This window comes from Phormidium sp. FACHB-1136, from assembly GCF_014697375.1.
Lineage (GTDB): Bacteria > Cyanobacteriota > Cyanobacteriia > Phormidesmidales > Phormidesmidaceae > Nodosilinea.
In genome coordinates this window covers 1-15,724 of the sequence record NZ_JACJRS010000117.1, presented here as the reverse complement: position 1 = coordinate 15,724, position 15,724 = coordinate 1, and the positions used below count along the sequence as shown (strand labels likewise).

The window sequence follows — 15,724 nt, the reverse complement described above, 5'->3', positions numbered from 1 at the left end:
TGACGCCGTCCCCGGAGATGACGATGATCTGGAATTTGTTTTAATTGTTCTATGAGGGCCATGGGTTAAGGATCCTAATAACATCTCAACCCATCCTCATTTTTCTTCGCTGGTATGAAACCACCCTGCTTTCCAAGGGGGATTTAGGGGGATCCTCCAGGCATGACAACATGAGAACAAGATGTGTATAAACAGCAGCCCTGTGGGAAAGGAATTTAGGGCGAGGGCCACTCCACTTCCCCTGATAAACTCCGCTTTAGTTCCGCATTCCCTGCCACTGCAAACCACCATGACGGCCACCCAAACCGCTACCCCGATTCAAATTCGGGGGCTAACCAAAACCTACCCCAACGGCTACAAAGCCCTCAACGGCGTGAATCTGGATATCCCGATGGGGATGTTTGGGTTGCTAGGGCCAAACGGAGCCGGAAAATCCAGCCTCATGCGTACTCTGTCCACCCTTCAGGAACCCACGGAGGGCACCATCCAGTGGGGCGACATCAATATGCTGGAGGACAAGGTGAAGGTGCGCCAGGTGTTGGGCTATCTACCCCAGAGCTTTGGCGTATATCCGGGGGTTTCCGCCGAGAAGTTGTTGGATCACTTTGCGGCGCTGAAGGGCATCACCAACGGCAAGGAGCGCAAGGAGTTGGTGACGCATTTACTGAATCAGGTGAACTTGTACCAGGCTCGCGACCGTGCCGTGAGCGGATTTTCTGGCGGGATGCGGCAGCGATTTGGCATTGCCCAAGCCCTGGTTGGCGACCCGCGCCTGGTGATTGTGGACGAACCCACCGCTGGCCTCGACCCCGCCGAACGGGTGCGTTTTCTAAATTTGCTCAGCGAAATCTCGCAGCGGGCGGCAATCATCCTCTCCACCCACATTGTGGAGGACGTGAGCGAACTGTGCCCCCAAATGGCGGTGCTGATTGCCGGACAAATTCGCGCCACGGGGCAACCCATGGGCCTGATGCAGCAGCTCGCAGGCAAGGTCTGGCGAATTAAAATTCGACGTGATGAACTGCCCACCTACGAAGAAAAATTCCAGGTGCTCTCCACCCGCTTCTTCATGGGCGACATTATTGCGCGAATTTTCAGCGAAACCGACCCTGGTGCTGGCTTTGAAGCGGTCGAACCCGACCTAGAGGATGTCTACTTCTGCGTCATGAAGGAGATCCCCGCTTTGCAATCCACCAGCCAAAACGGAGCCAGCCCAATTCCGACGATCACCTCCCCCGAATCGTAGCCCCCAAAGCGAGATCCCAGGATTCTTGAAGAACTCTGGGATCTGAACCCATCGCAATCCAACCATGGCTATGCAAAAATCGCGGCGGTTGTTAACCCAAACCCAGGTACCACGGTGGATTGAAGGATCTCGTCGCCGCTGTAAACCTGGTCTTCGTACTGGCCGCTTACCCATTGGCAAAGGGTTACTTGGCGGGTTTCAGGATCCACAATCCAGTATTCGGCAATGCCCCGTGCTGCGTACTCCGTGTGTTTGTAGCGATAGTCCCGTTCTCGGTTGGCTTGGCCGGGGCTTACCACTTCTACCACCAAGGCGGGGGGCGGCATATCGCGGGTCAGGGTAGCACGGGGGGCACTGGCTACAGCGGCCTTGGATTCTTCGGAATGCACCAACAAATCGGGAATTCGTGCCGTGGCTCGTCTGCCCGTGACTTCTATCTCCGTCCCCCACACCACTCGATCCGCCGGGAGATGTTTGATCAATTCCAACAGCAACGTTCTAGCAATTCCAAGGTTTTCGTCGCGTTCAGGGGGCATCTCTACTAAAACTCCATCCACCAGTTCGTAACGGCGGTCGGTGCCGTCGTCGTAGGCCAAATAATCCTCAAAGGTGAGGTAGGTCGGCAAGGAAACGGTTTGGCTCATCCGAATGCTCTCCGCGCAGGGGTGTTTCAGACGTGTTTCAGACGTGTTTTAGGGGGCGTTGATGTTTCTTATTCTACTGATTCCGATAATCCAGCCATGATCGCAATGACCGATTCATCTCAGGAATGATTCACCATGCAAGTTGAATTGATGTATCAGCCCGCCTTTACCCTCGGTCGCCTCCAACTGCGGGGCGGGGAACAGGTGCGGGTGGAGGCATCCTCGATGGTGGGGATGTCTACCGGGACGACTCTGGAGACTAAAACGGGCGGCATCATGCAAGCCCTGAAGCGATCTTTTTTGGGCGGCGAAAGCTTTTTTCAGAACATCTACACGGCCCCAGCCCAGGGCGGCGAGGTGTGGGTGGCCCCCTCTCTACCGGGGGATTTGAACCTGTTGACTCTCACGGAACCGATGCTGATCCAGTCCGGGGCCTACGTGGCGTCGGATATCGGCATTACCCTGGATACCAAGTGGGGCGGCTCCAAGTCCTTCTTTGGTACGGGCGGCGGGTTGTTTATGCTGCGGGCCGAAGGGCAGGGCCAGGTGGTGGTGTCGTCCTATGGGGCAATCCACGAGATGACCTTGGCCCCTGGGGAATCCTTCACCCTGGATACGGGGCACTTGGTGGCCCTGAGCGAATCGATGTCCTTCAAAACCCGATCCATTGGCGGCATGAAAACTTTTCTGTTTAGCGGCGAGGGCTTTGTGGTGGATCTCACCGGGCCAGGAAAGGTTTTGGTACAAACCCGATCCCAGGATCAGTTCCTCGCTTGGCTAATTCCCAAACTGCCCCAGCCCAGTTCCTCCAGCAGCAGTTGATCGGTTGTGTCCCCAGATCCTAGGGTTCTTCAAGAACCCTGGGATCTCCAAACCCCTGTGTTTTATAGGAGATTGCCATGGCTCGCAAAATTGCCAACGGTTTACAACTCACGAAGCAGTGCTGGAATGCCCTGCGCCAGAACCCCCAACTGATGATGTTTCCGCTGATATCCGGCATTGCCCTAATGCTAGTGACGGTGGCCTTTGCCGTCCCAACGGCCCTAGGCGGCTGGCTGCTGAGCGGGGGCCAACTGCCAACCACCAGTGAAGACATCACCACGGCGGAGTGGGTGTTTGGGGTGGTGATGACCTTTCTGTTCTACTTTGTCTCCTACACGGTGATTATTTTCTCCAATACCGCCCTGGTGGGGGCCAGCCTGAAATTGCTGAAGGGCGAACCTGCCACCGTGGGAGATGGCATCGCTATTGCCCTGGGGCGGCTGGGGCCAATCTTCGGCTTTGCCTTGATTTCCGCCACCATTGGCACCCTGGCCCAGATGGGGCGCAATGCCGGACGAGACTCGGACAACAACGCCATCGTGCGGATTTTGGCGGTGGTGCTCAGCAGCTTGGTGCAGGGGGTGTGGAGTGTGGTGGTGTTCTTTGCCATTCCTATCTACGTGGTGGAAAACGTTGGCCCCATCAAAGCCATTCGGCGCAGTTGGGAGATCTTCAAACAAACCTGGGGCGAGGGCTTTACGGGCCGCGCCGCCATTGCCGGGGTGAGCGGCCTGGTACAGATTTTGCTGGTGCTGCTGATCGTTGCCCTGGTCGGCGGTTCCATTGCCCTGGGGTCACTGCCGCTGATTATCTTGGCCGTCCTGTTTGGAGTAGTGGTCTTCAGTGCCGTGGCGTTAATTACTGGGGCCGTCAACGGCGTCTTCCAAGCCTCGCTGTATCAATACGCCACCACGGGCAGCGCAGGCCGCTTTATTGACAACGACCTCGCCCGCAACGCTTTTCCCACGTAATTTCTCCACCCGACAGAACCCAGGGTTCTTGAAGAACCCTGGGAGCTATCCCTTGAGTGGTCAACTTTTAGGGATGAGAAGTACCCTTAGACAAAACCCTTTGGCCCCTGCTGCCATGCCCCAATCTAGTCACCATCGCCTGTTTCAAGAGAAGACCCTGAGCCGAGCGCTGAAGGGGTTTACGTTTCCTGATGACATCGCAACGCGGCATCAAGCGATATTGCAGTGGGTGAAGGCTCTGGAGAGCGGCACCCTGGATGCGATGAAGGAAACCTCGCTGCATGGGGATTTTTTGCATAAGGTGTTTCAGGAGGTTTTGGGCTATCGCTCGGTGGTGGGTGGCGCAGGGCAACGGTGGGAACTACACGCCGAGCAGACCATTTCCGATGGTGGCGGTTCTGCGGATGGGGCGTTGGGCTTTTTTACGGCCATCACCGACCAAAAGGGCGGCAAAAAGCTGGAAGGTCGGGTGATTGCGCCCATCGAACTCAAGGGATCTAAAAATGACCTAGACCGTGCGGCCCCTGGCCGTAAGGAATCTGCGGTAGACCAGGGCTGGCGCTATGCCAACTACACTGCCGATTGTCGTTGGGTGCTGGTGTCGAACTATCGCGAAATTCGGCTGTATCAAACGAGCAAAACTCCGGCCTATTATGAGGTGTTTCGGCTGAAGGATCTGGCCGATATCACGACCTTCAAAACCTTCTACTTTGTGCTGTGTCGGCAAAACTTTTTGCCCCCCAACGCCGATCCCAAGGCCCGCTCGATCATTGACGAACTGCTAGTAGAGTCGGATAAGGCCGAAGTGGAGGTCACGAAGGCACTCTACGAAGAATATAAGCAGGTACGGCTGAATCTGGCCCGTCATTTTCGCACCACTGGCCCCACGGATCTTCCTGATCGGGATATGGCTCTGATTGAAAAGGCCCAAAAAACGCTGGATCGGGTGCTGTTTATTGCCTTTTGCGAAGATAAAGGTTTGCTACCCAAAGAAACCCTCAAACAAGCCCACGATCACCAAGATCCCTACAATCCTCGATCTATTTGGGAGAATTACAAGGCTGTCTTTCGGGCGGTGGATCAGGGCAATGAAGCGCTGGCAATTCCGGGTTATAACGGTGGCCTATTTAAGCACGATCCGCTGTTGGATGATCAGCTTCAGGTATCGGATTTGCTTTGTACTCAGCTTAAAAAACTGGCCAGATACGACTTTGATTCTGAGGTGTCGGTCAATATTTTGGGGCATATTTTTGAGCAATCTGTGACCGACTTGGAGGAATTACGAGCGCTTTCAGCGGGGGAAAGCTATGACCAAAAGAAAGGCCAGCGCAAAACCCAAGGTGTTTACTATACGCCAGCTTTTATTACGCAATATATTGTGACCGTAGCTCTGGGCGGCTATTTGGAACGGAAGGAGAAAGCCCTTTGGCAGGAAATTGGTATTGACCAAATTCGAGCGAATGCGGTGCGTCAACGGCGCAAGGCCGAAATTGAATTTTGGGAACGCTACCGGGATGAGGTACTGGTCAAAACTCGCGTGATTGATCCGGCCTGTGGATCGGGGGCATTTTTAATTGCGGCCTTTGACTATCTCAATAATGAGTATGAGCGGGTTAACGAACAACTTGCGGCCCTAAAAACCGCTGACGATACGGGCGAATTTGTAGGTCAGCGGAGTTTGTTTGACCTTACCAAAACGATTCTGAACCAAAACCTGTATGGTGTGGATCTATCGCCGGAGTCGGTGGAAATTACGAAGCTATCGCTATGGCTAAAAACGGCGGAGCGAGGGAAGCAACTTACCTATTTGGATGACAACATCAAGGTCGGAAATTCTATTGTGGCCGATCCAGCCGTGGCCCCCCGTGCCTTTGATTGGGAAACAGAATTTGCTGAGGTGTTTGCCGATGGTGGGTTTGATGTGGTGATTGGCAACCCGCCCTATGTGAAGCATGACTTTTTACCCCTTGAAATAAAACCCTATCTTGCGAAAAACTATGCTTCGCATCATGGCCTAGCTGACTTATATATATACTTTTACGAAAAGGGTTATTCTATCTTAAAGCCATCAGGAATTCTTTCTTTTATCGTTACCAATAAATGGCTTAGGGCAAGTTATGGACAATTTTTGAGAAAGTTTTTTTCTCAAAGAAAATCCATAGAAAAAATTATCGATTTTGGACATGCTCCAATTTTTCAAGATGCTGACGTCTTTCCTTGCATTATATTTGCCAAGAAAAATTATAAGGATATCGAAGAAGAGGTAGGAATTTCTGAACAGTCTGTAGAAATTTGTTCTGTGCCTCGTGAGTCCTTGCAAGGGATAAACTTAAATCAATTTATTAGGAATGAAGGACACCAAGTTCCTTTGTCGAGATTTTCTGATAGTTCTTGGAGTTTAGAGCCTGTTGCAGTTGATAAGTTGATACAGAAGATTAAACACAGAGGCGTTAATTTACATGATTTTATTGGTTCAGAGCCTAAATGGGGTTTGGTGACTGGAGCCAATGATATTTTCTTAATTGACTCTAGGCAAAGAGAGAAGCTCATCCAAAAAGACTCAAGATCATCAGAAATAATATATCCATGTCTTCGTGGACGTGATATTAAGAGGTGGACTCCTGAGTTGCAAGATCTATGGATGATCAGCATCAAGTCAAGCTCAAACTATGATTGGGAATGGAGTGGGAAGGGAGAAGAGTCTGAAAGATATTTCTCATCAACTTTTCCAGCTATTTACGAATATCTAATTCCTTTTAAGAAAAAGCTTATTGGCAGAGATGCCCAAGGCAAAAACTGGTGGGAAGCAAGATCATGTTCTTATTACAAACTGATAGAACAGCCCAAAATTATCTATACAGATATTGCTTGGTTGCCACAGTTTGCGATTGACCTTGAATCTACATATATCCTGAATACAGCTTACTTTTTCTCTACGTCTGATCTCTACTTACTTGCTGTAGTTAATTCGCCACTCATTTGGTCTTTCATGTGGAGGGAAGCAGCGCATGGCAAAGATGAGGCTTTGCGCTTATTTACACAATTCTTAGAAATTCTACCCATCGCGCCACCCACAGACGAAATCCGTGCGGAGGTCGAGCCTGCGGTTCAGCAACTTATTAAATTTACCAAAGCCAACCAGCAAGCTACCCGTGAAATGTTGGATTGGTTTCGGGTAGAGCATGGCATCGATAAAGCAGGCAACAAACTCAGCGACTTTGCCACCCTTTCCCTCGATGACTTCTTGCAGGAAGTGAAAAAACGTCGTCCCAAAAATGCCGGAAACCTTGGCCCCAAAGACCTCAAAACCCTCAAAGAAGCCTACGGCGACTATGCCCTCCCCATTCAACAACGCCGCCGCGATGGCCTAGTTCTAGAACACCGCATTTCCGACCTCGTTAACCAAGCCTATGGCCTCACCCCCGAAGACATTGATTTAATGTGGAAAACCGCCCCACCGAGGATGCCCTTTAGCCGTGCGTAGGGGTGGCTGGCTACGATTAAAGGTAAACGGTGGGCAGTGCCCACCCTACTGGAGGAAAAACCATGAGTACAGCAGAGAGTATTTATGAACTGGTCAAAACGCTGCCTGAAGAGGAGGCAAGCCTAGTTCTAGAATTTGTTGAGTTTGTGCGTCAACGCGCTCAATCTAAAATAAAGCGTCAAGCGACGGCTAAGGCTGGCGAATTTCAAACCATATCTATTAACACTAAAGACTTCAAATTTAATCGAGATGAGGCCAATGAGCGCTAAAGTGTTTATCGATACCAACATTATTATCTACAGCTACTCCCAAGATGAACCTGAAAAACGGCATCGTGCTCAGGAATGCACACAAGAGAACGAATCCTGGATTAGCACTCAAGTATTGAATGAGACCATCAATACTTTAAAGCGCAAGTTTTTTCTTGATTATCGCCAAATCGGTACTGTTGTTGATGAATTGAGCCAACAGCATCAGCTAGCCATAGTTTCGTTAGGCACAATTCAGAAAGCCCTAGAGATTTCCCAACGCTATCAATACAGCTACTTTGACAGCCTGATTATTGCTAGTGCGCTCGAAGTAGGATGTGACCGACTCTATAGCGAAGATCTTCAAGATGGCCAAAAAATCGATTCTAAGCTCACGCTCATCAATCCATTTATTTCGTAGATAAAATTAATCAGTACGCTCCCCAAAAAGACATTGATTTAATGTGAAAAACCGCCCCACCCAGAATGCCCTTTATCCGTCCGTAGGGGTAACTGGTTACGATAAAAGTCTTGTATCATAGGATTTAAGGCACTATTGGGAGATTGATATGGTTGCGTTAAACGATCACCTTCCACCGTTCACTCCAGAGGAATACTTTGCCTGGGAAGAACAGCAACTAGAACGTCATGAATACATGGATGGTAAAGTCTATGCCATGAGTGGCGGCACCATCGATCATGGGAATATTGCTGGGAACTTTCTTGCTCTCCTGAAACTTCATCTGCGAGGAAGTGGTTGTAAAACCCTTAACTCTGATTGCCGAGTCAGTATTGTAGGAGCAGCTAAGTATGTCTATCCCAATATCAGTGTCACCTGTGAGGATCGAGATCAGACTACAACCGAATACATTACCTATCCTTGTCTGATCGTTGAGGTCTTATCACCCACAACAGAAGCGTATGATCGTGGCAAGAAGTTCAAAATGTATCGCCGCAATCCCTGCTTGAAAGAATATGTTTTGGTTAGCGTGGACACCATGGAGATCGAACTATTCCGTAAGACTGAAACGGGTGATTGGCGAATTATTAATTATCAAAGGGGCGATACCATTGAACTAAAAAGTGTTAATTTTTCTTGTCAGACTCAAGAAATTTACGAAGACATCGTATTCAGCGAGTAATTATTAATTTTCGAGTAAAAATTATCCATCAAATATTGTGCCTGAGTGATTGAGAAGCGAGGAAATTTGATTGCTATGACGCCATCCATTATGTCTAACTCCCAATTCTACAATTGTAGTTTTAAGGATATTCAGGAGGTCTTAAAACAGCATCTCCCTCAGCTAAAATTGGCCTATGGTGTTAAAGCTATGGGAATTTTTGGTTCTTTTGTGCGAGAAGAAGCGACGGAGAGTAGCGACATAGATATTTTAGTTGAGTTTGAGGGAGCACCCACATTTCGAAAGTACATGGACTTAAAGTTTTTTCTGGAAGATTTTTTTGAGCGAAAGGTAGATTTAGTAATTCAAGCAGATATCAAGCCTCAAATTCGAGAACAGATTCTAAATGAGGTTGTCTATGTCTCGTGATCTGGGGCTTTATTTGCAGGATATTTGTAGTTGTATTGACAAAATCAGGGGTTACGCGAGGGGTGTCGATTATGACGATTTTATTCAAGATACAAAAACATTAGATGCCGTTAACCATAATTTGCTTATTATTGGCGAAGCAACTAAACAGATTCCAGATTCTCTAAGGCAGCAATATCCTGAAATTCCATGGAGGCAGGTGGCGGGTTTAAGAGATGTTATTGTCCACACCTATTTTAAGGTCAATAGTCAAATTGTTTGGGATATTATTACTATTGAGCTTGATCCCTTGTATGAAGTAATTATGCTGATGTTGAATGCTGAAAACAGCAGCCATTAACCGTAGGCGGCTTGATGTATAGCTATCAATATAAAAGCTCCCTATTGAGCATTGTGCCTGAGCAGTTGCGAAGCTGAAAAGAAATCTTAATGTTTATGGCAGAAGCAATGATGGGCTGTAAAATCTATTGTCATTATGGCTGCTTCGCTTAACGTATTTGATGCACCTTGGCTACAACGTAAGTGTGACGACAAAAGATGGGAACGGGAGAAGCTTTATGATTTACATTCTGAAGTTTATGAAGCCCTACAGAGTCATTGTCCCGACATAACACAGAACTGCCGTACCGCTTGTGGTGTGCTCCCATGGAAGAACTACTAGAACTTCAGGATCTCCTGCGGGCCAACCGTATCACCGAGGCCTTGCTTTTGGTGGAGGAAATGGCCGAGATGGGGAAGGATGACAAACTCAACCGGATCTTCAGTTTTGGCGTCATTCTGCTGATGCATTTGATCAAACAGGCCGCAGAGCAACGATCTACCCGTTCTTGGGAGGTTTCTATTTTCAATGCGGTCAAGCAAATTCAGCGCACCAACCAGCGGCGCAAAGCCGGGGGCACCTACCTCTCTGGGGAGGAACTGCGGGAAACCCTAGAGGATGCCTATGGTTCGGCCCTTCGGCAGGCGGCCCTAGAAGCCTTTGAGGGTCGCTATGGGGCGGCGGAACTGGGGCAACAGGTCAACCCACAACAGATTGTTGACCAAGCCCTAGCCTTAATTCTGGCTGATGCTCGCAATCCATCTCAGTAGCAGGCGTTTTGGGGCCAGGGCTAGGCCCTCCTGGTAGGCTTGCATGGCTCTATCCAGATAGCCGCTTTGTTCATAGAGTTCTCCAGATCCCAGGGTTCTTCAAGAACCCTGGGATCTCAAGCCCCGCCCTCCACAACCATCTATTCATTCCTGACCATGACGACGCAATCCCCCTCGCCCCCATCCACCCAACGCACTATCTTCCCCTGGCAACCTGTCTGGGAGATTGTCCGCTTTGAGCTACAGGACAGCCTGCGTACCCGGAGTTTGCTGCTGGGTTTTGGCTTTTTCTTGGTGGCTGGCCTGGTGACTATGCACGGCTTGGGCAGCGATTTGCTGTTCTTCCCGACCATTCGAGAGGTGATGGGCGCAAACCCGCGACCGGGGGAACTGGTGCCCTATGCCAATGCGCCGCTGCAAATTATGCAGGTGTTTAAGGTGGCGAACTTCCTGGTGATTCTGCTCACCGTTGGCATCTTTGCCGAACGGGCCACCAAGGATTTCACCAGCAGCATGGATGGCCTGTTGTTCACCAGTCCGCTGAAGGAGTGGCAGTTTGGGGCGGGGCGGTTCATCGCCAGTACGGTGATCATCCTGGTGATGTCCCTGGGGCTAGGGCTGGGGCTGATAGTGGGCGAGGGGTTGCCTTGGATGGAAACCGCCCGGATGGCCCCCTTCAACCTATTGACTTACCTTCAGCCCTACCTGTATCTGATCTTGCCCAACATTTTGATTTTTGGGCTGATCAGCTTTGGGCTGGGCTTGCTTACCCGTCGCTCCTTGGCGGGCTATCTGGGGTTTGTGGCGCTGCTGTTGGCTCAAATTCTCCTGGAAGGCATTTTGGGGCTGCTGCGGGCGGGGCCGTTTTTTGTGGCGTTGATCAACCCTCTGGGGTCAAGCCCGATTGACTATACGGTGCGATTTTGGACGAAGGTAGAGCAAAACACGCTGAATGTGCCCTTTGCCCCGGTGATTTGGCTGTCTCGCTTGCTCTATCTGGCGCTGAGTGTGGCGTTTTTTGTGTGGGTGTGGCAACAGTTTAGTTTTTCGGGCGGGGCTTCCGGTTCCCCTGGTCGTTTAGTTCAACTACTGGCCTGGGCAGAGGATCGGCTGATCTTTTGGAAGGCCAAACCCCAGACCGAAGTGGCCTCAGCGGCGGCTCCCCTGGTGCGGGATCTCGACCCGGCCCCCGCCACCCAGCCCCACTATGGTCTCGGTGCCCAGGTGAACCATGCATGGCGCATTGCCAAGCTCGATCTCAAGCGCCTGATCTGGAATCCGCTTACCCTGGCCATCCTCGCCATCAGCCTAATCGCCACGGGGTTTTTGCTGGTGCTGATGTTTGCCAGCGGCGGCAATCCTATCCTGTTGCCCACGACCAACCGCGTGGTGGACGGCATGGGCCTGGTGTTGGGGTTGGTTGCGCCCCTGCTGATCGTGTTTTTGGCCGGAGATTTGGTCTGGCGAGAGCGGGAGGTGAAGGTGGATCCCCTGGTGGATTCCCTGCCCGCCCGCAGTTGGAGCTTTGTGGTGGGCAAACTGCTGGTGCTGGCAGTAATGCTGGTTTTGGCCCTAGCGCTGCTGGTGTTCGGTGCCCTCCTGGCCCAAACCTTCAATGGCTACACCCAGTACAACCTGGGGGTCTACGGCGTGGGGCTGTTTACCATCACCCTGGTAGATTTGCTGCTGGTCGCCGTGCTGGCTATGACGGTGCAGGTCTTGGTGAATCAGAAGTTTCTGGGCTATGTTCTGTCGGCGCTGCTGGTGGTGCTGTTTACGGCGGGGGGGAATGTCCTCTTTAGGAATGCCCGTCTGCTTCAGTACGGCTTTCGGCCCAAGTCTTACTACAGCGACCTCAGTGGCTATGGGTCGATGCTGGAGCCGGTGCGCTGGTACCAGGGCTATTGGCTGGCCATTGCCCTGCTGCTGATCTGCGTCACCGCCCTATTCTGGGTGCGTGGTGTGGATACCCAACCCAAGCAGCGCTGGCGCATTGCCCGTCAGCGATTTACCCGCCCCATGCAGATGGTGATGGCCCTCAGTGCGGTGGCGGCCCTGCTGCTGGGCGGCTGGATTTACTACAACACCACCCTGCTCAGCGCCGGAACCAACCGGGGCGAAGGGATTGCCCAACTGATGGCCTACGAGCAAACCTACGGCCCCCTGCGCGATGCCCAGCCCAAAATTACCGCCATTAGCCTCCAGGGCGATCTCTACCCCAACGAAGATTCCCGCTTTGCGGTGAAGGGCACCTACACCCTGGAAAACCAAACCCCGCAGCCCATCGACACCATTTTGATCCAGGTTCCCAGTGCCGTTCAGATGAACCAAATCGCCCTGGTTGGGGCACCGGAGGGCCAACCCGTCGAGCACCCAGCGCTTCAGGGCTATGCCTTCACCCTGCCCACCCCACTACCACCAGGGGGCACCATTGAGGCTAGCTTTGACCTAGTGCGTCAACCAACCGAGGGTTTTGCCAACGATCCGGGCGGTAAGCTGGCTGGCTATGTGGACAACGGGGTGAACTTTGGTAGCAACGATTTTCTGCCCCAGGTAGGCTTTAATGATCGGCTGCGGTTTTTGATTAGCCCCGAAATGCGGGATCAGGCGGGTTTGCCCCAAATCGACCCCGAAGCCGAACAAGCCAGAGCGGCCCAGGTCAACGCCAACCACCCCGATACCCATTTGGCCCAGTTTTCCGCCATCCTCAGCACCGCCCCCGACCAGATCATCCTCACCTCCGGCGAACAGATGCGGGGCTGGACAGAGGGCAACCGCCGCTATTTTGAGTACCAAAGCCAGGTGCCCATCGAAAAACAGGTGCCCTTTATCTCCGGGCGCTACGAGGTTAAGCGCGACGACTGGCAGGGCATCCCCATCGAGGTGTACTATCACCCCGACCACGACCGAAACCTAGACCGCATCCTCGCCGGAGCCAAGCAGAGCCTAGACTACGCCACCCAGCAGTTTGGCCCCTATCCCCACAGGTCTCTACGAATTGTGGAAACCCCCTACGTCAGCGAAGCAATTAGCTATCCCGGCGGGCAGATCTTCATGGGCGAAAACCAGGTTTTCCTTGCCAACCTCAAAGACGACGGTACCCAAACCCTAGATTCCGCCTTCCACATCGCCGCCCACGAAGTCGCTCACCAGTGGTGGGGCCACCAAATCCACATCTCCCACCAGCGTCCCGGCGACCGGGTGCTGACGGAATCCCTGGCGGAATACACCGCCAACCAGGTCTACTCCCAGGAGTTTGGCACAACCGGGCTGGGGGCCGCCCTGCGAAATAACCTCAACCTCTACCTGCAAAACCGCAGCCGCTCCGATGTGCCCCTGGTGGAAGCGGGGGAGGGCGACAACCACCTGGTCTACCAAAAGGGCGGGCTGGTGATGTATACCCTGCAAGACTACCTGGGCGAAGCCTTGGTCAACCAAACCCTAGCCCAGTTTTTGCGCGATAACGCCGCCGTGCCCCCCTACCCCACCGGGACGGATCTGGTCGCCGCCCTCCGGGCCGTCACCCCCGAAAAGTACCAATACCTCCTCACCGACCTGTTCGAGACCGTCACCCTCTACGATAACCGCATCACCGCCGCCACCGTCAGCCCCCGCGCCGACGGCAAGTTCGATGTCACCCTCACCGTCAACACCGCCAAGGTGCGATCCGACGAGGTAGGCAACGAAACCCCAGCGGCCATGAATCAAGAGGACATTGATGTCGGGATTTACAACACCGAGGGCCAGATCATCTACCTGCAAAAACACCCCTTCTCCGATGGCGAAAGTTCGCTGATCATTACGGTGGATCAACAACCGATTCGGGCAGGCATTGACCCCCTTCACAAGCTGATCGACAAACTGCCCGACGACAACATTGCCGGGGTCGCCGAAGCCTAAACCCACCCTCAGATTCCAGGGTTCTTCAAGAACCCTGGAATCTATCCATTCGGTGGTCAACTTTAATGGATGCGAAATACCCTTAGATAACCCCTCTGGCTCCTGCTGTCATACCTCAATCCAACCACAGAGCTTCAAGTGATTTGCAACTCTCCTAGTTTAACGAACCAGTACTTAAGTCAAGACGCAGACAGCAATAAACTACGGCTTAGAGGCCATTTATAAAGTATGACCTAGGCGGCGGCAAGGCGTTTGAGCCTGATACGCACCATGACGGCATAGATCGCCGCCTCCCTCATCTCGGGTAAGCGCTCATAATCCTTGCTCAAGCGTCGATACCCATTCAACTGGCCAAAGGTGCGCTCGACAATCCAACGTTTGGGTAAGGGTTCAAAGACTTTTCCAGAGCGGCGAATTACCTCAACCTGGGCTTGGATTATCCGCCACACGGCCAAGGCGAAGATGTCACCGCAATAGCCCCGATCCAATTCATCCTTTCCCACTGGCCCTTACGTTGCCACTTGCGGTAGGAGGCATAGACCGTATTGAACGGCGGAAAGTCATGGGGCAACAGGTGCCATTGACATCCGGTTTTCAGTTGATAGAAGATACCGTTGCACACCCCCGCGTATCCGTCGTTCGAGGACGGCCACCAGACTTCGGAGGGGGAATCAGGGGGGCTAACATCCCCCATTCGGCATCGCTCAGGTCAGTGGCATCAGGAGCACTCGACATCGCTATTCCCTTCAACGACATCTACGCCGATCCTATACCCCGATGCCTGAAACCCAAGATCGGTTATCCCAACCCTCCCCTTCCGGAAAACCGACTTTATAAATGGCCTCTTAGCTCGACTTTATCCAATCAGGCGGCATGGCAAAGTAACTCGGTCCAGGTGTCGAAGATAGGGCGCGGGACTTTAACGTACTCCAGGTCATCGGGTGATGTCTGAAAAAGCCGAGAGGCCCATAGATAGCGCCGGACAAAGGCCAAGGCATCAGCAAAGGTCGGGTGTTGCTTGATGTACCAGGCGGTATGAGGTAGGGGGAAGGTAAATTGGGGGTGCAGGCGCTGGGTGAGGAGCACGACGAGGGAGAAGAGTGAGAGCAGGGCCGGTGTAGTGCGTAGGATTGCTAAGTCAGACCACTGTCGCTGGGTTTCGACACCCAAATGAGCCCGCACCTCCTGGAAGGTGACTTCGACTTGCCAGCGTTGCCGAAACCAGAGCAAGATTTGGGCGGGTGTGGCCTCCAGATCCGTACAGAGAAAGGCCTGAGGCTCCAACTGGCCCAGCGGGTCCCGGACTAAGACCCAACGAATAGGGACAGGGGGAAGTCCCGTGTGGTACCACACCGCTGTTTGGGAAACCCATTCTAAGGTGTAGGTTTGCTGACCATACCAACCCTCCAGGGTTAGGGACTGCCAGCGGGTAGTGGCATCCTCCAACCAGGTTTTTAGGGTGGCTAAGCGTTGCCCAACTTTGCGAGGACGACCGATGGTGTGGGCGTCCCGAGGCGGAGCGGGTTCATAAAGGGCCGCATCTAAGCGCAGTCGAGTGACGACGTGAACCGGATTGGGCAGATGACTCACCGAGGCCAAAAAGTCTAGTGCCGCGAAGCTGCTGTCGGTCACCACCACCATGGGCCGATGGCCCAGCCAGCGTCGGACTTGAACCAGCATTTGTCTAGCCCAGTCCGTTAACGCTTTGTGCCGTCGCCCTTGGCTGTGGTTGTAGCGCTCTGACGGCGCGAGTACGGTTAAAAACGGTAA

The 15,724-nt window shown here is 52.6% G+C and carries 13 protein-coding genes and 1 pseudogene; 11 read left to right on the top strand and 3 right to left on the bottom strand.

Annotation, left to right across the window (positions count from 1 at the left end; genetic code table 11):
- The first annotated feature begins 289 nt into the window (after positions 1–289).
- Complete coding sequence (locus H6G62_RS23085) at positions 290–1,246, top strand: ABC transporter ATP-binding protein (protein ID WP_190499584.1); 957 nt, start codon at positions 290–292, stop codon at positions 1,244–1,246.
- Positions 1,247–1,314: 68 nt separating this feature from the next.
- Here H6G62_RS23085 and H6G62_RS23080 read toward each other — a convergent pair whose 3' ends face one another.
- Positions 1,315–1,890: a Uma2 family endonuclease gene (locus tag H6G62_RS23080; RefSeq protein WP_190499582.1), complete on the bottom strand. Its 576-nt coding sequence runs from the start codon at positions 1,888–1,890 to the stop codon at positions 1,315–1,317.
- A gap of 135 nt (positions 1,891–2,025) precedes the next feature.
- Here H6G62_RS23080 and H6G62_RS23075 point away from each other — a divergent pair, with 135 nt between their 5' ends.
- From H6G62_RS23075 to H6G62_RS23030, 10 genes are all read left to right on the top strand, one after another.
- Complete coding sequence (locus H6G62_RS23075) at positions 2,026–2,712, top strand: TIGR00266 family protein (RefSeq protein WP_190499580.1); 687 nt, start codon at positions 2,026–2,028, stop codon at positions 2,710–2,712.
- A gap of 77 nt (positions 2,713–2,789) precedes the next feature.
- On the top strand, positions 2,790–3,683 hold the full coding sequence (locus H6G62_RS23070) for a DUF6159 family protein (RefSeq protein ID WP_190499578.1): 894 nt from the start codon (positions 2,790–2,792) through the stop codon (positions 3,681–3,683).
- 100 nt (positions 3,684–3,783) lie between these two features.
- Positions 3,784–7,167, top strand: coding sequence for an N-6 DNA methylase (locus tag H6G62_RS23065; protein ID WP_242052237.1), 3,384 nt, complete (start codon positions 3,784–3,786; stop codon positions 7,165–7,167).
- A gap of 62 nt (positions 7,168–7,229) precedes the next feature.
- On the top strand, positions 7,230–7,436 hold the full coding sequence (locus tag H6G62_RS23060) for a DUF2281 domain-containing protein (protein WP_190499576.1): 207 nt from the start codon (positions 7,230–7,232) through the stop codon (positions 7,434–7,436).
- Positions 7,426–7,836, top strand: coding sequence for a PIN domain-containing protein (locus H6G62_RS23055; RefSeq protein WP_190499574.1), 411 nt, complete (start codon positions 7,426–7,428; stop codon positions 7,834–7,836). The genes H6G62_RS23060 and H6G62_RS23055 overlap by 11 nt, the downstream gene beginning before the upstream one ends.
- A gap of 148 nt (positions 7,837–7,984) precedes the next feature.
- Complete coding sequence (locus tag H6G62_RS23050; RefSeq protein WP_190499572.1) at positions 7,985–8,557, top strand: Uma2 family endonuclease; 573 nt, start codon at positions 7,985–7,987, stop codon at positions 8,555–8,557.
- Positions 8,558–8,632: 75 nt separating this feature from the next.
- The gene (locus H6G62_RS23045; RefSeq protein ID WP_242052236.1) at positions 8,633–8,965 is read left to right on the top strand and encodes a nucleotidyltransferase family protein; all 333 of its coding nucleotides are present in this window, start codon (positions 8,633–8,635) and stop codon (positions 8,963–8,965) included.
- Positions 8,955–9,305 (top strand): DUF86 domain-containing protein, encoded by a 351-nt coding sequence (locus H6G62_RS23040; protein WP_190499570.1) that lies wholly within the window; start codon positions 8,955–8,957, stop codon positions 9,303–9,305. The genes H6G62_RS23045 and H6G62_RS23040 overlap by 11 nt, the downstream gene beginning before the upstream one ends.
- 305 nt (positions 9,306–9,610) lie before the next feature.
- Positions 9,611–10,054 (top strand): DUF29 family protein, encoded by a 444-nt coding sequence (locus H6G62_RS23035; RefSeq protein WP_190499568.1) that lies wholly within the window; start codon positions 9,611–9,613, stop codon positions 10,052–10,054.
- Positions 10,055–10,210: 156 nt separating this feature from the next.
- A complete protein-coding gene (locus tag H6G62_RS23030; RefSeq protein ID WP_190499566.1) occupies positions 10,211–13,954 on the top strand; it encodes a M1 family aminopeptidase in 3,744 nt (1,247 codons plus the stop codon).
- A 233-nt stretch (positions 13,955–14,187) separates the two neighbouring features.
- On the opposite strand, the pseudogene H6G62_RS23025 reads toward H6G62_RS23030, so the two are convergent.
- Both H6G62_RS23025 and H6G62_RS23020 read right to left on the bottom strand, forming a co-directional pair.
- Positions 14,188–14,689: pseudogene (locus tag H6G62_RS23025) on the bottom strand (transposase).
- Between the two features lie 129 nt (positions 14,690–14,818).
- On the bottom strand, positions 14,819–15,724 hold a 906-nt coding region (locus H6G62_RS23020; RefSeq protein ID WP_190499564.1), incomplete at its 5' end, for a transposase.